16 protein-coding genes are annotated in these 19,368 nt (G+C 69.6%); 9 read left to right on the forward strand and 7 right to left on the reverse strand.

Annotated elements, in window-relative coordinates:
* Positions 1-11: 11 nt before the first annotated feature.
* The 4 genes from ADL12_RS40665 to ADL12_RS40680 are packed head-to-tail and all read right to left on the reverse strand — an operon-like array spanning position 12 to position 5,089.
* Complete coding sequence (locus ADL12_RS40665) at positions 12-1,793, reverse strand: Ig domain-containing protein (RefSeq protein WP_062712879.1); 1,782 nt, start codon at positions 1,791-1,793, stop codon at positions 12-14.
* Positions 1,794-1,851: 58 nt separating this feature from the next.
* Complete coding sequence (locus ADL12_RS40670) at positions 1,852-2,748, reverse strand: carbohydrate ABC transporter permease (protein WP_425265207.1); 897 nt, start codon at positions 2,746-2,748, stop codon at positions 1,852-1,854.
* Positions 2,745-3,743 (reverse strand): carbohydrate ABC transporter permease, encoded by a 999-nt coding sequence (locus ADL12_RS40675; protein ID WP_062712882.1) that lies wholly within the window; start codon positions 3,741-3,743, stop codon positions 2,745-2,747. Before ADL12_RS40675 ends, ADL12_RS40670 begins: the two co-directional genes overlap by 4 nt.
* Positions 3,740-5,089 carry an extracellular solute-binding protein gene (locus ADL12_RS40680; protein ID WP_062712884.1) on the reverse strand — a complete coding sequence of 450 codons (1,350 nt, stop codon included), beginning with the start codon at positions 5,087-5,089 and terminating at the stop codon, positions 3,740-3,742. The genes ADL12_RS40675 and ADL12_RS40680 overlap by 4 nt, the downstream gene beginning before the upstream one ends.
* Positions 5,090-5,564: 475 nt before the next feature.
* Between ADL12_RS40680 and ADL12_RS58860 the strand changes: the two genes are divergently transcribed.
* The 8 genes from ADL12_RS58860 to ADL12_RS40720 all read left to right on the forward strand — a co-directional run bounded on the left by ADL12_RS58860 (position 5,565) and on the right by ADL12_RS40720 (position 14,961).
* Positions 5,565-5,951, forward strand: coding sequence for a hypothetical protein (locus ADL12_RS58860; RefSeq protein WP_062712886.1), 387 nt, complete (start codon positions 5,565-5,567; stop codon positions 5,949-5,951).
* A 262-nt stretch (positions 5,952-6,213) separates the two neighbouring features.
* The gene (locus ADL12_RS40690; protein WP_208614719.1) at positions 6,214-7,227 is read left to right on the forward strand and encodes a hydroxyacid dehydrogenase; all 1,014 of its coding nucleotides are present in this window, start codon (positions 6,214-6,216) and stop codon (positions 7,225-7,227) included.
* Positions 7,228-7,401: 174 nt separating this feature from the next.
* Positions 7,402-8,490, forward strand: a complete 1,089-nt coding sequence (locus ADL12_RS40695) for a LacI family DNA-binding transcriptional regulator (RefSeq protein ID WP_062712890.1) — start codon at positions 7,402-7,404, stop codon at positions 8,488-8,490.
* Positions 8,491-8,871: 381 nt separating this feature from the next.
* The gene (locus ADL12_RS40700; RefSeq protein ID WP_062712892.1) at positions 8,872-10,215 is read left to right on the forward strand and encodes an ABC transporter substrate-binding protein; all 1,344 of its coding nucleotides are present in this window, start codon (positions 8,872-8,874) and stop codon (positions 10,213-10,215) included.
* A 10-nt stretch (positions 10,216-10,225) separates the two neighbouring features.
* Entirely contained in the window at positions 10,226-11,110 is an 885-nt protein-coding gene (locus ADL12_RS40705; RefSeq protein ID WP_062712894.1) for a carbohydrate ABC transporter permease, read from the forward strand.
* Positions 11,110-12,048 carry a carbohydrate ABC transporter permease gene (locus ADL12_RS40710; protein WP_244188240.1) on the forward strand — a complete coding sequence of 313 codons (939 nt, stop codon included), beginning with the start codon at positions 11,110-11,112 and terminating at the stop codon, positions 12,046-12,048. Before ADL12_RS40705 ends, ADL12_RS40710 begins: the two co-directional genes overlap by 1 nt.
* A 96-nt stretch (positions 12,049-12,144) precedes the next feature.
* Positions 12,145-13,734 carry a glycoside hydrolase family 43 protein gene (locus tag ADL12_RS40715; protein ID WP_062712896.1) on the forward strand — a complete coding sequence of 530 codons (1,590 nt, stop codon included), beginning with the start codon at positions 12,145-12,147 and terminating at the stop codon, positions 13,732-13,734.
* Positions 13,735-13,905: 171 nt separating this feature from the next.
* Positions 13,906-14,961 carry a LacI family DNA-binding transcriptional regulator gene (locus tag ADL12_RS40720; protein ID WP_062712898.1) on the forward strand — a complete coding sequence of 352 codons (1,056 nt, stop codon included), beginning with the start codon at positions 13,906-13,908 and terminating at the stop codon, positions 14,959-14,961.
* A 21-nt stretch (positions 14,962-14,982) separates the two neighbouring features.
* Here the strand turns inward: ADL12_RS40720 and ADL12_RS40725 are convergent, their stop codons facing one another.
* Entirely contained in the window at positions 14,983-15,948 is a 966-nt protein-coding gene (locus tag ADL12_RS40725) for an NAD(P)H-dependent flavin oxidoreductase (RefSeq protein WP_062712900.1), read from the reverse strand.
* A 259-nt stretch (positions 15,949-16,207) separates the two neighbouring features.
* On the opposite strand from ADL12_RS40725, the gene ADL12_RS40730 reads away from it, so the two are divergent.
* Positions 16,208-17,359, forward strand: a complete 1,152-nt coding sequence (locus ADL12_RS40730; RefSeq protein WP_062712902.1) for a ferritin-like domain-containing protein — start codon at positions 16,208-16,210, stop codon at positions 17,357-17,359.
* A gap of 118 nt (positions 17,360-17,477) precedes the next feature.
* On the opposite strand, the gene ADL12_RS40735 is transcribed toward ADL12_RS40730, so the two are convergent.
* On the reverse strand, positions 17,478-18,287 hold the full coding sequence (locus tag ADL12_RS40735) for a class I SAM-dependent methyltransferase (protein ID WP_062712904.1): 810 nt from the start codon (positions 18,285-18,287) through the stop codon (positions 17,478-17,480).
* A gap of 75 nt (positions 18,288-18,362) precedes the next feature.
* On the reverse strand, positions 18,363-19,361 hold the full coding sequence (locus tag ADL12_RS40740; RefSeq protein WP_062712906.1) for a tetratricopeptide repeat protein: 999 nt from the start codon (positions 19,359-19,361) through the stop codon (positions 18,363-18,365).
* Between the last annotated feature and the right edge of the window lie 7 nt (positions 19,362-19,368).

Consider the following 19,368-nt stretch of genomic DNA (forward strand, 5'->3'; position numbering starts at 1 on the left):
TGTCTCCTGGCTTACGGGTGCTGCACGATGATCGAGAGGGACTTGGTCGCCGTGCCCACGGTGTTCGTGGCCGAGACGGTGACGGTGTAGGTGCCGGGGACCTGCGGGATGCCGGAGATCTGGCCTGTCTGCTTGTCTACCTCGAGGCCCTCGGGCAGCCCCTCGGCGTCGTACGACGTGGGCAGCGCGGACGCGGTGACGAGGTGGTTGAAGACCTGGCGGGCGGTGGCCGTGGCCTCGCCGGCGCTGGTGATCTCCGGGGCCACCGTCGCGGCCGGGGTGGCGGAGTCCAGGAAGCGGAGGTTCTTCACATGCTCGTTGGCGAACGCCGGGACCATGTCGGTGGTCAGGTACCAGCCCGGCTTGCGCATCTTGTCGAAGACGACCGTGCCGTTGATCGCCAGGTTCTGGAAGGTGAGGTTCTTGATCGGGCGGTCCGCGTCGTAGCCGGTCAGGATCGCCATGTTGGCGTGCGTGCCGTTGTACGACAGGTTCCGCACGTACACGTCCTCGATGCCGCGGCCGGGCGAGGCGTTGTAGCGGTTGGCCATGACCCGCATGTTGAACAGCTGGCCCCAGGTGAAGTCCTCGACCCGGACGTCCTGGATGCGGACGCCCCGGATCATGTTGCTGTCGCCCGGGTTGAGGGCGAAGCAGCCCTGGTAGAGGACCTGCGGCTCGCGGTGCTGGAGAACGTCGATGTTGCTGAAGACGATGTTCTCGATCGTCTCGGGCTTCTCCGGATTGCCGTGCGTGCCCATGTTCACCGGGTGGGCGACGTCGGCCCACAGGGTGGAGTTGCGGACGGTGACGTTGCGGCAGTCGCCGTAGTAGTCCCAGCGGTGGGCGTAGATGGCGATGCAGTCGTCGCTGTTGCGCATCCAGACGCCCTCGATCAGGACGTCCTCGCTGCTGAACACGTCGATGCCGTCGCCCCACTGGCCGGAGCTGTAGGAGTGCAGGTTGCGGACGGTGACCTGCTTCGACTGGCCGATGGTGCAGGAGTAGCCGGTCTTCGGGTTGAGGACGAGGATGCCGTCGATCTCGATGTTCTTGGAGAACTGCACCAGGGTGGCGGCGTCCGAGCCCGTGATGATGCCCCGGCCGAGCAGGCGGGCGTTCTCCACCTTGACGAACTCCACCCGGGCCTTGAGCACCGCGCCACCGGCCAGGTACACCGTCTTGCCGCTGGGCACCTTCACCACGCCGTCCGCGGGGGTGTGCATGCCGGGGCCGAAGTAGATGACGTCGGGGTCGTCCGCCTCCGGCCGCGTCTTCTCGATCGGGTTGGCGTGCAGTTGCAGGTTGCCGTAGATGTCGCCGTCGATCTCGATGGAGAGGTTGCGCGGCTCGGTGAGGCTGAAGGTGATGGTGTCGCCGCTGACCTCGTGCTGGATGTCGTACGACAGCGGGCGGATGCGGGCGCTGCCGATCGCGCCCTTGGCGGACGTGACCTGCACCTCCACGGTGCCGGTGAAGTCGAGGCTCGCGACCGAGGTCGGCCGGATGATGCCGCCGCCGGTCTTCTCGTTGATGGTCTTCGTGGTGGCGCGCAGGACCGGAACCGGCTTCCACTGACCGCCGGGGGTACGGGCCTTGACGACAAAACTGGTGTTGATCGGCATGGCGCCGGGCACGGGGTGCACCACCAAGCGGTCGGCGGCCTCCGGTCGGTCCTCCTCCGCTCTCGCGGTGCCGGCCGTGGCGCCGATCAGGGAATAGGCGGCGGCGGTGGCGCCCGCGGCCTGGATGAGGGTGCGCCGGGACAGGCCGGTGCCCTGGGTGTCGTTCATGGGGAAGTTCCTTAACTGGCAAGGGAGATGAGAGATCGAGCAGCCGAAGCTGCCAGGGCTACTTGAGACCGGAGGTCGACATCCCGGCGACGAAACCGCGCTGGGCGACGAGGAAGATCAGCAGGATGGGGACGACGTACATCACGGAGGCGGCGGCCTGCAGCTCGGGGACGGGCGTACCGCCCTCGTTGACATAGGTGGTCATCACCGCGACGGCGAGCGTGGTGCGGTCGGTGGACAGCAGCAGCTGCGGGGCGATGTAGTCGCCCCAGGTCCAGGTGAAGGCGATGATGAAGCTGGCGGAGAGCACGGGCCAGGACTGCGGCAGGAAGATCCGCCAGAAGATCGACGTGTAACCGCAGCCGTCGACGATCGCGGCCTCCTCCAGCTCGCGCGGCATGCCCGCGAAGAACTGCCGGAACAGGAACACCAGATACGGCGCCGCGGACAGGCCCCACAGCACCCACGGCCAGTACGTGTCGACCATGCCGAGCTTGGCGAAGATCAGATACGTGGGCAGCAGGGTGACCATCTGCGGCAGCATCATCGAGCCGAGCAGCACACCGAACAGCACCTTCTTGCCGGGCGCGTCGAGCCGGGCGAAGCCGAAACCGACCCAGGCCGAGCTGAGGGTGACGAGCACGGCGTAGAGGAGGGCGATGATCAGGGAGTTGCGGGCGTAGCCGAGAAAGTCGATCTGGTTGAAGGCATCGGCGAAGTTGTGCCACTGAAAGACGTCGGGCAGCCAGTGCACGGGAGAGGCGGCCAGTTCACCCTGGGTCTTCAGGCCGGACAGGATCAGCCAGCCGAAAGGGCCGAGGAACAGCCCGGTGGCGGAGACGAGGACCGTGTAGAGGACGAGACGCTTGGCACGCACGCGCACGCGTATGTCGGTCATCGACGACTTGGGCGGCAGAACGACCGAGGACTTGGGCGGCAGGCTGGTGGCGGTCACTTCTTCGCCTCCGGGTCGACGTTGTAGAACACCGCGCCGGACGTGAACTTGAAGATGAGTCCGGTCACGACGAGGATCAGGACGAAGAGCACCCACAGCAGCGCGGAGGCGTAGCCGTAGCGGCCGAGCGCGAAGTACTGCGCGAAGACGTGCATCATGTAGAGGTAGTTGGACTGCGGGACCGTGGTGACGCCGCCGGTATCGCCGAGCGGGGCCAGCAGCAGCGGCATGATGGTCTGCACCGAGGCGATCATCCCGGTCACCGTCTGGAAGAGCAGGACGGGCGACAGCAGCGGCACGGTGATGCTGCGGAAGGTGCGCCAGGCGCTCGCCCCGTCGATGCGGGCGGCCTCGTGGAGTTCCCGGGGGACGTCCTGGAGCCCGGCCAGCGAGATGATCATGACATTTCCGGCGGCCCAGAGCACCGTCATCAGCAGCACGTAGCGGGCGTAGGGGTCGGCGAGCCAGCCCACGGCGTCGATACCGAAGAAGGTCAGGACGCCGTTGGAGGCACCGGAGTTCTGGTCGAAGAGCAACTTGAAGGCGAGGCCCGCGCCGACCGGCGGCACCACGGCGGGCAGATAGAGCAGGGTGCGGAACAGGCCGCGCGCCTTGAGGGGCCGGTTGACCAGGACGGCGAGGGCGAGCCCCGCAATGATCGACAGCGGCACCGACGTCACCGCGAACAGGCCCGCACGGCCCAGCGCGTCCCAGGTGACCGGATCGTTCAGCAGCTCGCGGTAGTTGCCGAGTCCGACGTACTTCCAGTTGGGCGAGATGCCGTCGAACGTGGTGAAACTCAGCCACAGCGCGTACACCATCGGCGTGACGGTCAGCAGCAGGAACCCGATGATCCAGGGCGAGGTGAACATGTAGAACGCCCGGTGCCTGCGCGCGGTCATGGAAATCCGCGGCCCGGCGGTGGCCGGGGCGCGTCCGGTGCCCGTGGCGGCGCTCGGCCGGTCCGCGACGGAGGAGATCTGGTCGACCGTCATCCCACTTGCTCCTTACCGCGCTTCAGCTGCTCGTTGATGGCCGAGTTCAGGCGCCCTGCGAGGGTGTCGACGGAGATCTGACCGTTCATCGCGGCGGGGGCGATCTGGTTGAAGAGGGCGTCGATCGCGTCCGCCGTGGTGTACGGGGTGAAGGAGACGACCGAGAAATGCTTCAGCTCGTTCTCCTGCGCCTTCAGCACCCGCTTCTGGTAGTCCTCTTGCGCCGGCATCAGCGACCGCAGCGACTTCAGGGTGGGGATGCCCCAGCCTCCGGAGGCGCGCCCCTTGGCCGGCTCCTCGCCGAAGAACCACTCGAAGACCCGCCATGCGGCGTCCTTGTTCTTCGCCCCGCGCGGCATCCACAGGCCGGTGCCGCCCTGGCAGGCACTGATCCGCTCGCCGCCCGCGAACATCGGGGCGGGCGCCAGTCGGGACACCTTCGCCAGCTTCTTGTCCGGGTAGATCATGCCGCCCATCCAGTAGCCGGCGTTCGACATGGCGAGCCGCCCGGCCTGATAGGTGGGCCCGTCCCAGCCGTTGGGGTCGGGCTGGATGAGGCTCGGCCCGACCTTGGTCTTGGCGTAGTCCATGTACCAGGCCAGGGCCTTGCGGGCCTCGGGCGTGGTGAAGTCGACCCGGGAGAAGTCGTCGCTGAAGAGGCTGCCGCCGGCGGACGCCGTCATGGTCGCCAGGAGCGTGGCCCGGGTCAGGCCGTTGAAACTGCCGCCGAAGACGGTGGTCTGACCGCTCTTGCGCTGCACGAGGCGCTTGGCATTGTCGAGCCACTCCTCGTACGTGACCGGCTCGGTCTCCGACGGGTAGTCGACGCCGCCCTTGTCGAAGGCCGCGGTGTTGTACCAGAACATGGAGTCCTGGGAGAAGTCCTTGGCCATGCCGTAGCGCGGGCCCTTGCCCTGGGTACGGCCGTCGAACCGCCACAGGTCGTTGACGGGGTCCAGGTCTTCGGGTTTGAGGACGCTGCTCCGGGCGAAGTAGGGGTCCAGCTCCTCGGCCACGTCCCGTGCCGCGAAGTACGGCAGGTCCACAGCACCGACGCCGCGCACGAGGTCGGGTGGGTTGCCGCTGGTGAGCATCGCGATCAGTTTGGTGATGTCGAACTTCACCAGGACGATCTTGATGCCGAGATCCTTCTTGGCCTGCTGGACCTGCTCCGGGAGGATGTCGCCGGATTTGACCATCACGGTGACGGTCTCACCCGAGCCGCTGACCCCGCTGGACACCTGCATCGCGCAGCCGCTCAGTGCCGCCGCACCGACAGCGGTGCCGCCTGCGGAGAGGCTGAGGAATCGGCGGCGGCTCAGCGAGGCACCGGCATGTGGGCGCATGGGCGCACCACCTCCTGCTCTGTTCGTTCGATATTTCGGTCATGAGTCGATTCGACGACCGTGGCCGATCGCTGGGCAACCGGTTGTTGTGCAGTGGGCAGAGCTTCTTCCTGTCCGGAAACCGCGTCAAGAGCCTTGACGAATTTTCGAAAAGAATGTGTAACCTCGCCGACATGACCCAGTCGGCCACAGGACCGCCGCAGAGCCCGCACAAGTTGAAGAAACAGCAGTTCAGAGCCCTGCTCCCGACGCGGCACCGCAACTCCGGCCCGCGTCGACACGACGAAGGGGAGCGGCCCGCACCGCACCTCCGGCGACGGCCGGAGAGCACACGCAAACCGGCTTGATCACCACCACCCCACGAGCTGACAGCAGGCCACCTTGACAACATGGCCGGAAACCGGTTGCCATCGCGTCGGTCCGGGACCCAGTCGTCGCAAGCCCTCCCCCACATGACCGTGAACGGAGCCCAGCAATGCCCCGTCCTCCCCGCCCCACCCGCCGTACGACGATCCGCGTCGACGTGAGCGCCGACGCCGGCCGACCGATCGGCCCGGACGTCTTCGGCGCCTTCTTCGAGGACATCAACTACGCGGCTGACGGCGGGCTGTACGCCGAACTCGTCCAGAACCGTTCCTTCGCCTACAGCTGCAACGACCGTCCCGAGTGGCACTCGCTCAGGATCCGGCCGGCCGCCGCTCGGTCGTGCGCGCCGCGCGCCTGGAGGTGCGCGACGGCCGACTCACCTGCGACCCGCACGCCGCCGTCTCATCCACCCGCCCCGCCGAGCCGACCCGAAGGCTGCGCGGCGGGGCGGGCGGATGAGACGGCCGCCTCGCGGCCGCCGGGACAGAGCCACTGAGCGGGGAAAACGCAGTAACCGATTTCGAGGTCGGGCAGGATCAGCCTTCCGGGGCCATGACGGCACAGGGACCGCGTTGTCGTGCCGTCACGTACCGGTCCTGTGCCTACCTTTCCCCAACACAGGCGCGTACGCGGCAGAAACGAGTGCTGAGAAACCCGTGCGCCCTCTTCCGCCTCAACCGATTGACCAGCCGTTCTCGGCAGACCTACGGTAGAAGGCGCTTTCTGAAAATGTTTCCATCCAGTGCCTCAGGAGAGTCATGCCCAGCCCCCAGCCACCGAGGGCCGTGTTCGCCATGGATCCGGTGCACCTCCCCCTGCTCTTCCCCCCGCCGCTCATGGCCCGGCTGAGGAAGGCCTCCGACCTCGACCCCGCGCTCGTCGTGCGGGACTTCGCCGACCCCGCGTCCGCGGCCGCCCTGGCCGAGGCGGAGGTACTCATCACCGGCTGGGGCTGCCCCCATCTGGACGCCGACGCCCTCGCCGCCGCACCCAGGCTGCGCGCCGTCCTGCACGCCGCGGGCTCGGTCCGCTCGCTGGTCGGCGACGCCCTATGGAAGCAGGGCATCACGGTCTCCAGCGCGGTGACCGCCAACGCTCTGCCGGTCGCGGAGTACACGCTGGCCATGATCCTGCTCGCCGGGAAGGACACCTTCATCCACCGCGAGCGCTTCCGCACCACCCACGCGTATCCGCCCCCCGCCGAAACCGCCCGCACGGGCAACGTCGGCCGCCGCATCGGCGTCATCGGCGCCTCGCGCGTGGGCAGACGGCTGCTGGAGCTGCTGCAGCCGTTCGACTTCACGGTGCTGCTGCACGACCCGTACGTCAGCCCCGCCGAGGCAGCCGAACTCGGGGCCGAGCTGCTGTCGTTGGAGGACCTTCTGCGGCACAGCGACATCGTCAGCCTGCACGCCCCCGACATTCCCGAGACCTACCGCATGCTCGACGGCGACCGCCTCGCCCTCATCCGGGACGGCGGCGTGCTGATCAATACCTCTCGCGGTGCCCTGGTCGACCCCGACGCGCTCACCGACGAGCTGGTCTCGGGGCGGCTGCACGCGATCCTCGACGTCACCGAGCCGGAGCCGCTGCCCGCCGGATCGCCGCTGTACCACCTGCCCAACGTCCTCCTCACCCCGCATATCGCCGGATCGCTCGGCAACGAGCTGGAGCGCCTCGGCCGCATCGTCGTGGAGGAGCTGGAACGCCTGGTCGCAGGCCTGCCGCCGGTCCACGAGGTGCGACATGCCGACCTGGCCCGTGTCGCATGAGGCGGCGGCCGACGCACCAGGCGCCCTCGCGGAAACCATGGGATACGGTTTCCGCATCGGCGGGGGGCCGGTTTCCCTGTCGTACGGCGAGAGACGAGGCCTCCGGCCGCCCGGCGCGGGGCATGACGCCCGAGCGTCCGGCGCGGCAGGCACGACGGTGAAGGAGCCCCAAGGGTGAGTCAGCGCAAGGCGTCGAACGACGCCGGTCGGGCCACCATCCGGGACGTGGCGGAACGCGCGGGCGTCTCCGTCGCCAGCGTGTCGCGTGTGCTGTCCGGCAACTACCCGGTGTCGGAGGACCTGCGCCGCAAGGTGATGAAGGTCGTCCGGGACCTGGACTACGTCACCAACGCCCACGCCCGCTCCCTGGCCGGCGGCGGAACGCCCACCGTGGCGATCCTCATCAACAACATCACCGGCGCCGCGTTCGCCCATGTCGCCAAGGGTGTCGAGGGCGCCGCCACGCTGCGGGGCTGGCTCTCGCTGGTCGGTACGACGGGCGACGACCCCGAGCGGGAACTCGCCCTGGTCAACCTCATGCGGCAGCAGGGCGTCGCGGCCGTGGTGCTGCTCGGCGGCGCCTACGACTACGACGAGTACCAGCTGCGCATGGCCCGCTTCGCCCGCTCCCTCGACGCGGCCGGCTCCCATCTCGTGCTCGTGGGCAGGCCGCCGCTGGAGGGCGACGTGCCGGCCACGACGGTCGACTACGACAACGAGGGCGGCGCCTATGCCATGGCCAGCCATCTGTTGTCCGCCGGGCATCGCAAGGTCCTCGTGCTGCCGGGGCATGCCGAACTCACGACCGCCCAAGGCCGGCTGAAGGGCGCCCGACGGGCCTTCGACGCGTACGGCGTGCCGTTCGATCCGGGCATGGTGCGGCACGGGCCGTACGACTACGAGCACGGGTACGAGGCCGTGGAGGAGGCCCTCGGGCAGGGGCTGGACTTCACCGCCGTGCTCGCCGGGACCGACGTGGTCGCCGCCGGTGCCATGCAGGCGTTGCGCGCGGCCGGGCTACGGGTGCCGGAGGACGTGTCGATCGTCGGCTACGACGACATTCCGCTCGCCTCCCAGCTCACACCCCAACTCACCACCGTCCACGTGCCGTACGAGGAGATGGGCCGCGTCGCGCTGCGTGCGGTGGCCGACCGGCGCGAGGGCGGTACCGGTCGCCGCAAGGGCGGCGACGGCGACCATCTGGTGCTGGGCACCCATGTCGTCGTACGCAACTCCGTACAGCCACCTGCCCGGCGCGGCTGACGGAAGTAACGCCCAGCAAGCGTTTCGTAAACGTTTTCCCGGTGTCCCGCCGGTCCTCGCCAGGTCACTCGGGAGCGCTCCCCACCCGCGCAACTCCCCTCACTGAACAGCCTTCTACCTGCACTTACGTCCTCCGGAACGGACGGGGCCGACGCGTGCCCGGAGATAACCGGACGGACAACCCGGCGTAACAAATTTCCGCGCACCTCTTGCTATGAGCGGAGTCGTCGGCCTACCTTCCCTGCAACCGCTTACTACAGCTTCTGCTTGGCCGACCCCCCGCAACCGCGAGCCGACGGTTTTCCGGCCGCGTTCCTGGCCAGCACCACCGAGCCGCCGTCCTCGTTCTGAGAACGCCCAATTCCGAAGGATCACGGTCAGATGAACTTCACCAGCCCCCGGAGAAGGTTCGCCTCCGCCGCCGTTGCGGGAATCGCCCTGACAGGTCTGCTCGCCGCCTGTGGCGGATCCGACTCCTCAGACTCGGACTCCGGTTCCGACGCCTCCGGCCCCGTCACCCTCGACTTCTGGGGCTGGGCCAACGGGCAGGAGGCCGTCGTCAAGGCGTTCAACGCCTCGCACAAGGACGTCCAGCTCAAGTACACGAAGGTCACCGACCAGCTGACCATGCAGAAGCAGCTGACCAACGCCGTCAAGGCGGGCAACGCGCCCTGTCTGCTGCAGAACACCGGTGAGTACGTGACCAGCTGGGTCGCACAGGGTGCGCTCGCCGACATCACCAAGTACGTCGAGGCCGACAAGGACAAGTTCAACCCCGGCTCGTGGGCCACCGGCCAGGTCCAGGGCAAGATCTACGGCGTGCCCACCGCCTCGGCGCCGGCCTTCACCATCTACCGCACCGACATCTTCCAGAAGTACGGCCTGAAGGCCCCGGCGACCTGGGACGACTTCATCGCCGCCGGCAAGGAACTGAAGAAGCACGACATCAAGATCACCAACTACGCCGGTGAGGACCCGAGCACCCTGGAGGTGCTGGCCATGCAGGCCGGGGCGAACTGGTACAGCATCGACGGCAACTCCTGGAAGGTCGACTTCCAGGACGAGGGCACCCTGAAGGCCGCCGAGGTGATCCAGGAGATCATCGACAACGACCTGAACGCCAAGCTGTCCTTCGCCGACTACGCGGCCGTGCAGCGCAGCTTCGACACCGGCGCCACCGCGACCCGGCAGATCTCCACCTGGCAGATGTCCGGCATGGTGCAGAACTTCACCAAGTCCTTCGGCGACTGGGCGCTCGCCCCGTGGCCGACCTTCAAGGACGAGGCCGCCCAGACGCCGGCCGGCACCAACCAGAGCGGCAATCTGACGCTGGTCAGCGAGCAGTGCAAGAACCAGGAGCAGGCCGCCGAGGCGGCGCTGTGGATGTCCACCGACGCCGGTGCGGTCAAGACCATGGCGAGCCCGGAGACCGGCAGCGGTGTGATGCCGGCGCTGGCCGACAGCGAGTCGTACGTCTCCGAGGCGATCTCCGAGAAGCTGCTCGGCAAGAACTACGAGCCGGCCAAGAAGACCGTGACGGACAGCCTGGGCACCGTCCGCACCGGCTGGACCTTCGGCCCCAACTGGACCGCGATGTTCACCGAGATGCAGGCCGAGTGGGCCAAGGTCGTCAGCAAGAAGCAGAAGGTCACCGACCTCCTGGCGCACATGCAGGAGTGGACGGTCGACGACCTGAAGCAGCGCGGCATCAGCGTCAAGGGCTGAGGCAGACTCGATGATTCGCTCCCAGCGCTGGAAGGGTGCCGCCTTCACGGTGCCCTTCCAGCTCGGCTTCGTCTTCCTCTATCTGCTTCCGATCGGTTACGCGGTCTACCAGTCACTGTTCCTGGAGAAGTCGTCCGGGCTGGGGCTCGGCGGCGCGACCACGGAGTTCGTCGGCCTGGACAACTACGGCAAGGGCCTGACCGACTCGGCGTTCATGACCTCCATCCTGCGGGTGGTGCTGTTCGCCTGCGTCCAGATCCCGTTCATGCTGCTCATCAGCCTGCTGCTGGCGCTCTTCCTGGACGCGGTCACGGCGAAGGCGGCCGGCCGGTTCCGGATCCTGCTGCTGGTGCCGTACATGATCCCCGGCGTGGTCGCGGCCATCGTGTGGGTCAACCTGTACAGCCCCGAGGTGGGCCCGCTGACCCCGCTCGGCGAGCTGTTCGGGTTCGACTGGAACTTCTTCGCGCCGTCGATGGTGTGGCCGGCCATCGGCAATCTGCTGACCTGGCACGGCATCGGCTACAACATGGTGATCATCTACGCCGCCCTCCAGGGCGTGCCCCGCGAGCTGTTCGAGGCCGCGCGGCTGGACGGCGCCTCGGAGCTGCGGATCGCACTGAGCATCAAGATCCCGTTCGTGCGCGGGGCGCTGGTGCTGACCGCGCTGCTGTCGATCATCCAGATGCTGCAGATCTTCAACGAGCCCGCCCTGTTCAGGAACGTGACTCCGGAGACGGTCAGCGACAGCTTCACCCCGATCATGATCATCTACAACCAGGCGTTCAACGCCGCCAACTACCACTACGCCGCTGCCCTGTCGGTGCTGCTCGCCCTGATCCTCGGTGTGGCGTCCTTCCTCTTCTACCGGCTGACCTCGAGGGAGGCGGACTGATGGCGCTGACGGAAAACGTCAAGGAAAACGGCACGGAAACAGCCGCCGTACCCCCGCGCGGGCGTACCGTGCGACGACTCACCAGCCCGGATGCGGCCTCGCGTTCCAAGGGCGGCCAGCGCTTCGTGCTGCTCGGGCTGGTCCTGGCCAGCGCATACAGCCTGTTCCCCGTGTACTGGCTGATGATCGCCGCGACGAAGGACCGCGTGGGGCTGTACCAGAGCAACGGGCTGTGGTTCTCGGGCTGGCATCTGTGGGACAACCTCCAGCAGGTCTTCACCTATGAGGACGGCATCTTCCTGCGCTGGACCGCCAACTCGTTCCTGTACGCCGGTGTCGGCTCCCTCGGCGGCACACTCATCGCCCTCGCCACCGGCTACGGCCTCGCCCGCTTCGACTTCCCCGGTCGGGGCGCGGTGTTCGCGTGCGTGGTCGGCTCCTTCCTGATCCCGATCGCCCTGCTCACGCTTCCGCTGTACCTGCTGTTCTCGGCGATCGGCATGGTCGACACCCCCTGGGCGATGCTGATCCCCTGCCTGATCAACCCGTTCAGCGTGTATCTGGCCAAGGTCTACACCGAGGCCACCATCCCGTTCGAGCTGCTGGAGGCGGCTCGTCTCGACGGCGCCGGTGAGCTGCGGATCTTCTTCAGCATCGTGCTGCGGATGATGACGACGGGCGGCGCGACGGTCTTCCTGCTGGCCTTCGTCAACACCTGGAACGCCTTCTTCCTCCCCCTCACCGTGCTGCGTGGCGAGGAGAACTGGACGCTCAACCTGGGCCTGTACAACTGGTCCGGCAAGCGCCTGGAGTCGGGCATCGACGTCACCAGCCTCGTCCTGACCGGCGCGCTGCTGTCCATCATCCCGATGGCGATCATGATGGTCGCGATGCGGCGCTACTGGCGGACCGGCGTGACGTTGGGGGCCCTCAAGTGAGAGCCACCCGCCGGATCCGCACATGACTCCCTGGGGGCCGCAGGTGACCCTGACTCCCCGCGGCCCCCAGGTGACCGACGCTCCTGGAGTCCTCCCGTGACCGTGCTGCACAACCCCGTCCTCCGTGGCTTCGCCCCCGACCCCTCCCTGGTCCGGGTCGGCGACTGGTACTACGTGGCCACGAGCTCCTTCGAGTGGTTCCCGACGATCCCGGTCCACCGCTCCCGGGACCTGGCCCACTGGGAGTACGCGGGCCACGTCCGGGGCGCGGTCCCCGGCGACTCACTGGCCGGTGTCCCCGACTCGGGCGGCATCTGGGCACCGTCGCTGAGCTGGGACGGGGAGCGGTTCTGGGTGGTGTACTCGGTCGTGCGCTCGGTCGGGACGCCGTACTTCGATCTGGACACGTATGTGTGCACGGCCACGGACGTCGACGGCAAGTGGAGCGCCCCGCGGCGCATCGCGAGCCACGGCTTCGACCCCGCGCTCTTCCACCACGAGGGCCGGCTGTGGCTGCTCAACATGCAGAGCGACCACCGCCCGAGCGGGCAGCGTTTCGCCGGGATCGTCCTGACCGAGCTGGACCGCCAGACCCTGGCCCCGGTCGGTGACACGCACCTGCTGCTCCAGCACGAACGGCTCATCGAGGGGCCGAAGTTGCTGCGCCGCGACGGCTGGTTCCATCTCGTTCTCGCGGAGGGCGGCACGGGGGTCGAGCACGGGGTGCTGGTGGCACGCAGTCGTGCGATCACCGGTCCGTACGAGCTCGACAGCCAGCCCCTGTTGACGACGCGCGACGATCCGTCGGTGCCGTTGCAGAAGGCCGGGCACGCGGAGCTGGTCGAGACACCGGACGGCGAGTGGGTGATGAGCCACCTCACGGCACGGCCGTTGCAGACGCCGTACGGAGCGCGCTGCCCCCTCGGCCGGGAGACGGCGATCCAGGCACTGACCTGGGACAAGGCGGGCTGGCCCCGGCTGCGGCACGGGGGTTGGCACCCGGCGGTCGAGGTCGAGGTACCTACCCGGCCCGCCAAGCCGGAGCCCCGACTCGCCGACGCCGACGACCCGTTGGGCTGGCCCTGGAGCACCCTGCGCGGCTACGCCGACCCGAGCTGGGCCGACACCACCACCCGCCCCGGCTGGATCCGGCTGCGCGGCCGGCACGGTCCCGAGTCACGGTGGGCGCACAGTCTGCTGGCGCAGCGGATCACCGAGCACCGCGCGGAGGCCGAGGTCACGGTGGACGCGCGGCCTCGCACGTTCACGCAGGCCGCCGGGCTGGTCCTGCGGTACGGCGCGGAGGCGTATCTGAGCCTCGACCTCACCTGGGCGGAGCCCGAGGGCGAGGGGCAGCACGGGCAGCAGTGGCGGGGCGAGGGCCGTACGGTGCTCAGCCTCGTGGAGCGGGAGGAGTTCGGCACCCGGCAGGCGGCCGTCGTGGAGGTGGACGCGAGCGCACCGTTGACCTTGGGCGTGACGGTGGACGACGGCCGGGCACGGTTCTGGTACGTCCGCGGGGGCGTCCGCACGCCGGTCGGCCCGCCGCTGGACTTCACCAAGCTCTCCGACGACTACGGCTCCAAGTTGCGCTTCACGGGGTCGATGGCCGGCGTCCATGCCGTGGATCTGGTCGACTCGGCCTTCACGGCCGACTTCACGGGATTCCGTCTCACCTGCTGGTAGCCCCGGGCCCTTTGAGCCTGTTCGAGGTTTCGAAAGTCGTGACCCGAGCATTCCTGCGAACTCTGTCCTCTTCCGGACTCCTCGCGGCGAACCTAGGGTAGGAAGCGCTTACTGTTTGCGGCTGGTCGAAACTTTTCATGGCCCTCGGGCGGGCCGGAGAGGTGGTTCCCGATGGTCCGTACGGGCAGTGCGAGCGTGGCGGCCGGGCCGACCCTGGCCGTCGTGGCCCGCGAGGCCGGGGTGTCCGTGCCAACCGCGTCCAAGGTGGTCAACGGCCGGGAGGACGTGGCCCCCGAGACCCGCCGCCGGGTCACCGAGGCCCTGGACCGGCTCGGATATGTCCGCAGACCCCGCTTCGACGCGGCGAAGACGCCGGGCCTGGTCGACCTCGTCGTGCACTCCTTGGACACCTCGTGGTCGGGTGCGGTGCTGCACGGCGTGGAGGCGGCGGCCCACGACGCGGGCCTGGAGGTGGTGGTCTCGGCCGGGCTGACCCGGACGCGGGGCGGCCGCCCGGAGCGCGGCTGGCTGGACAAGCTCATCGCGCGCGGCTCGTCCGGAGTGCTGTTCAACCTGGCCGAGCTGACGGCGTCGCAGTACGCGTGGCTGGAGCAGCACCGCATCCCGTTCGTGATGATCGACCCGGTGCTGGAGCCGCCGCCGGGCGTGGCGTCGGTGGGCGCGGCGAACTGGCACGGCGGCGTCATCGCGACCGAGCACCTCCTGGCGCTCGGCCACGAACGCATCGCCGTCATCGCCGGTCACCAGCGCAAGATGTGCAGCACCGCCCGGGTGGCCGGCTACCGCTCCGCGCTCGCCTCGGCCGGGGTGCGGCACCGCCCCGAGTACGTCCGGCACGCCGGTTTCGACGAGGGTGTCGCCCGCCGCCGCATGCTGGACCTCCTCGACCTGCCCGAACCGCCGACGGCCGTCTTCGTCTGCTCGGACCGGATGGCCCTCGGCGTCTACGAGGCGCTGGCGGAACGGGGGTTGAGGGTGCCGGACGACGTCAGCGTCGTAGGCTTCGACGATCTGCCGGAGGCCCGCTGGATCGCCCCGGCCCTGACCACGGTCCGCCAGCCGCTGTCGGAAATGGCGGCGACGGCGCTGCGTCTGCTGGTGCGGATGATGGACGGGGACCGGCCGGAGAGTACGCGCACGGAGTTGTCGACGCGGTTGGTGGAGCGGTCGAGCACGGCCGGGCCGCGTGACCGATCTCCTTGCTGAGTCGGGGAGTTCGGCCAGGGATCAGCGCCCGCCGGCCCGGTTGAGTGCCTTCTCGGCCTGGGCTGCCAGGCTGCCGACCAGGTCGGCTGCGGACGGCACGTCATCGATGAGGTCGATGCCCTCGCCGGCCCACTGCGGCAGTGCGGGGATCGTGCCTCGCGCCACGGCCTCCTGGTGCTCCTGGCGGGCACGCGGGTCGGCCGTGAGTTCGTCCTCGCGGCCCCGCCACTCGTCGAGGAAGGGGTGGGCCAGGGTGCGTGCGGTGTACCGCTCCGGCCACCGCGAACTGCGGGCAATGTCCAGCACCCTGCTCCGCTCGGTGTCCGCCCCGCTGCCCTCGACGATCGCCCGGGCGGTCGCGGGGTCGACCAGGGCCTCGGTCGTGGCCTGGAAGCGGGTGCCGAGCAGGGCTCCGGCAGCCCCCAGTGCCAGGACCGCCGCCACGCCGCGCCCGTCGGCGATCCCGCCGGCCGCCAGCACCGGTATGGGCGCCGCCAGGTCCACCACGACGGGTACGAACGGCAGGGTGGACCGTCCGTGCCGGGCTCCGTGACCGCCCCCTTCGGTGCCCTGCGCCACGATCACGTCGGCGCCCAGATCCACCGCTCTACGGGCCTCCTCCAGGTCGGTGACCTGAAGGATCAGCGCCGTACCCGCGCCGCGGATGCGCTCCACGAACGGGCTGGGGTCGCCGAAGGACAGCATCACCGCCGCCGGCCCGTGCTCCAGCGACCGCGCGACCGCGCCCTCGTCGATCGCCCACGTCTGAAAGCCGATGCCCCAGGGCTTCCCGGCGCATGCGTCGGCCAGGACCGGCAGTTCGCGGGCCAGCCAGTCCTCGTCGCCGTTCCCGCTGCCCAGCAGCCCGAGGCCGCCACCGCGCGAGACCGCCGCGGTCAGGGCACCACCGGCCGACCCGCCCATCGGGGCGAGGGCAATCGGATGCTCCACAACGAACCGCTCCGTGAACGCCGTCGACAGTCCCATGCCCGCAATCCTCACCTACGGCTCCTGCCGGTCGCTGCGGAATCGACGGACTGTCGACGCGGCGAACGCCCCCTTGCGGCGGGCGTCCGCATCAGGGCCGCGCGCGTTGGACCGACAGGGTGGTCGATGCGCCGCACGGCTCGTCTGCCCTGGTCGCGGCGGTGATGGCTGCTAGCTTCGCGAGCTGTCGAGGGGTCCCGATTGCGTCGAGCAGAGCGGGACCGTGGCCATGAGCTGAGGCGAGGCGAGAGTGACGGATATGGGCGAAGAGCCGGACGAGCTGGCAGTTTCTCCGTTCAGGCGCAGGACCTTCCTGGCGTCGGCTGCGCTGGCGGCAGGCGCGCCGGCCGCGGTCGCCGGGTCCGCGCAGGCTGCCGGGCTGCCGGAGGGCGCGCCGCTCGCCACGCCCGGCCTCGGATCCGTGGCGCGCCTGCTGACCGTTCCCGAGGAGGGCCGCGGGGTCGGCTGGCTCAGGTCGGCCCTTCAGGTCGCCGTAGCACTCGAACTCGCCACCATCCCGCCGTACTTGTGCGGCTTGTGGTCCGTCAAGGACCGCGGCAGTGAGGTCGCGCGGCTCATCCGGCGCATCGTCGGCGACGAGATGTACCACCTGGGCATCGTCTGCAACCTGCTCGTGGCCGTGGGCGGGAGGCCGCAGATCAAGGCCGCCGCGCCCGTCTACCCCGGTCCGCTGCCCGGCGGTGTGCGGGCCGGGGTGACCGTGTACCTGTCGGGCCTGACCAAGCCCTTCGTGCGCGACGTGATGATGGCGATCGAGGCCCCCGAGGAGTCACTCGTCCGCAGCGCGCAGACCTCGCCCACCGTCGGCGAGTTCTACGCCGACGTGCTGAAGGCGTTCCGGGTCGTGCAGCCGGAACTGTCGGTGCGGGGGCAGCTGTCCCAGTACGTCTTCTCCGACGACCTGTATCCGGTCGAGAACCTCGACCACGTCGAGCGCGCCATCGAGATCATCAGGGAGCAGGGCGAGGGCACCGCCAGTTCCCCGTCCGACTCCTTCGAGGACGACCACCCGGCGCACTACTACGCCTTCGGCGAGATCTACCACGGCCGGGAGCTGCGCGAGACCGACGACGGCTGGAAGTACGTGGGCGGACCCGTCCCCTTCCCCGACGTGCGCCCCATGGCCCGGCTCCCGGTCGGCGGCTGGCCCCGCCCAACGGGCCATGTCGCAGGGCTCCTGTTCCGTTTCGACGCCATCTACAGCACGGTGCTCGACACTCTTGACGTGGCCTGGGCCGGCGGCGGCCACCGCACCCTGCGCGCGGCCATCCACTCCATGCGCGCAATGGAGGGCCCCGCCGTGGAACTGATGGAGACCCCGCTCCGCTACGCCCCGGGCACCTACGGCCCCCAGTTCCGCGCACTTCGCAAGCCACGTCGTGACGCGTGAAGCAGTAGCTCCGTAGCCCCCCTGCATCCCCGCACCGCGAACCGAACCCCGGCGCCGGCCGTACCCGTGCCGGGGTTCGACCGTACGGTCGGCGAGGTCGAGGCCCGGCAGAAGCAGCTCAGTGGCGCGCTCGAGCGAGCAGCGCCGCATGCGGCAACGTCAGCACACCGGCTTCGTCGGCGAACTCCGCGCTGAAGAGATCGAAGTGGCGTTTGATCTCGGCCCGGATCCCCGGGGTCTGGCTCTGCACGATCTGACCGCCGAAGGCCACGCCGGCCGCAGGGCCGCTCCACCACTCCACGGCGTCGGCCCGGTGGTCCCAGCGCAAGGTCTCGCAGACCGCCTCGCGCAGCCCTGCCGCATGCATCAGGCCGGTCAGGCCGCTCTCGTCACGGGGAAAGTCGTCCTCGGGGGCCAGTCCTGCGGGCAGGTGCGCGGGACGTACCGCGCCCGCGGCTTGGATCGCGCGCCCGAGCAGAGCCTGGCCCGGGGCCGGTGGCGCCGCCCAGATCGTCAGCGCGATCCAGCCGTTCGGCCGGACGACGCGGCGCAGCTCGGCGAGGGCGAGCTTGGGCCGGCCGACATGGTTCAGCACGAAGTTGGCCACGACGGCATCGAACTGCCCGTCGCCGAAGGGAAGCTCGGGAAGGGCAGCCACGCGTACGTCGGCCTCAGGTGCGGCCCGCAGGGCGAGCTGAACCATGGTCGGTTCTGCGTCCACGGCCGTCACCCTCGCACCCCGGGCACATGCGGCAGCGGCCACTGTCCCCGGCCCGGTCCCCACATCCAGTACCCGCACGCCTGGCCGAACCTCAGCGGCGTCGAGCAACCGCGGCACGGGATGCCCGCACAGCCTGGCAAAGCTTCCGGCATAGGCAGCCGCCCGGCCTGCCCACATCAGCCGCTCACTCGTATCGAAGCTCGTCATCGACACCCTGACCCCTCTCTGTCGGCTGCGCGGCGGAGCCCCGCCCTGGACCAAGATCGACACCTTGCCTCGACCCTAACCCGCCGTCAGATCGTCGAGTTCGCGCAGGAGTGCGCGGACCTGGGCCACGTCCGCTTCGGGCGCGTTGGCGTCGAGGTAGATGCCGAGGGCCTCGTGCAGGGCCTGCCGGGCCGGTTCCACGACGCCTGTCGCGCGGTGGGGCTGGCTCAGGTGGACCAGGGTCTCGGCCTCGTTGTAGCGGTGGCCCAGGGTGCGGTTGAGGGCCAGGCTGTGTTCGTAGCAGTCGACGGCGTTCTGGTGGTCGCCGAGCTGGTGGTAGGCGTAGCCGAGGGTGTCCCACGTGCCGGCCTGGCCTCGTTCGTCGCCCAGCTCGCGCTGGATGGCCAGGGCCTGCCGGCAGTGGCGTACCGCTGCGGCGTGGTCGCCGAGCTGGGCATGATCCCAGGCCACCGCGTTCAGGGCGCGGGCCCGTCCCGGGAGGTGGTCGAGCGAGGTGAACAGGCCGACGGCTTGCCGGTCGTGCCGGAGCGCCGCGGGCCTGTCGTCCTGACGTTCGTACAGCCAGCCCAGGGCGAGGTGGGTGTGGGCGGCCGAGCGGAGGTCGCCGCTCGCCTCCGACAGGGCGAGCGCGTGGGCCAGTTCGTGGTGGGCCTCGGCGAAGCGGGCGGTCTCCGTGCACGCCCAGGCGAGGGCTCGATGGGACTCGGCCCGGGCGGCCGGGTCCCCGAGACGGACGGCGGCGGCGAGGGCGGTGGTGTGCACGGCGGTGACGTCGGCCCAGCGTCCCCGGCGGGCGAGGAAGGTCGTGAGAGCCCAGGCCAGCCGCCAAGCCTGGGTGTCGTGTCCGGTGCGTACGGCGTGCTCGACGGCCGCCGTCAGGGCGGTGTGCTCGCGGGTGAACCACGCCATGGCCTCGTCGTGCGTGGCGAGTTCCTCGGGTCGGGCACCGTCCGCCGCCGGGGCCGGTGGGAGAGGGTCGCGGTGGGGCAGCAGGAGGCGGTCGGCGGCGTATGCCGTGTGCGCGTAGTGGTCGAGTACGCGGGTCAGGGCCACTCCGAGG

Origin of the sequence: Streptomyces regalis (assembly GCF_001509475.1) — a bacterium.
GTDB lineage: Bacteria > Actinomycetota > Actinomycetes > Streptomycetales > Streptomycetaceae > Streptomyces > Streptomyces regalis.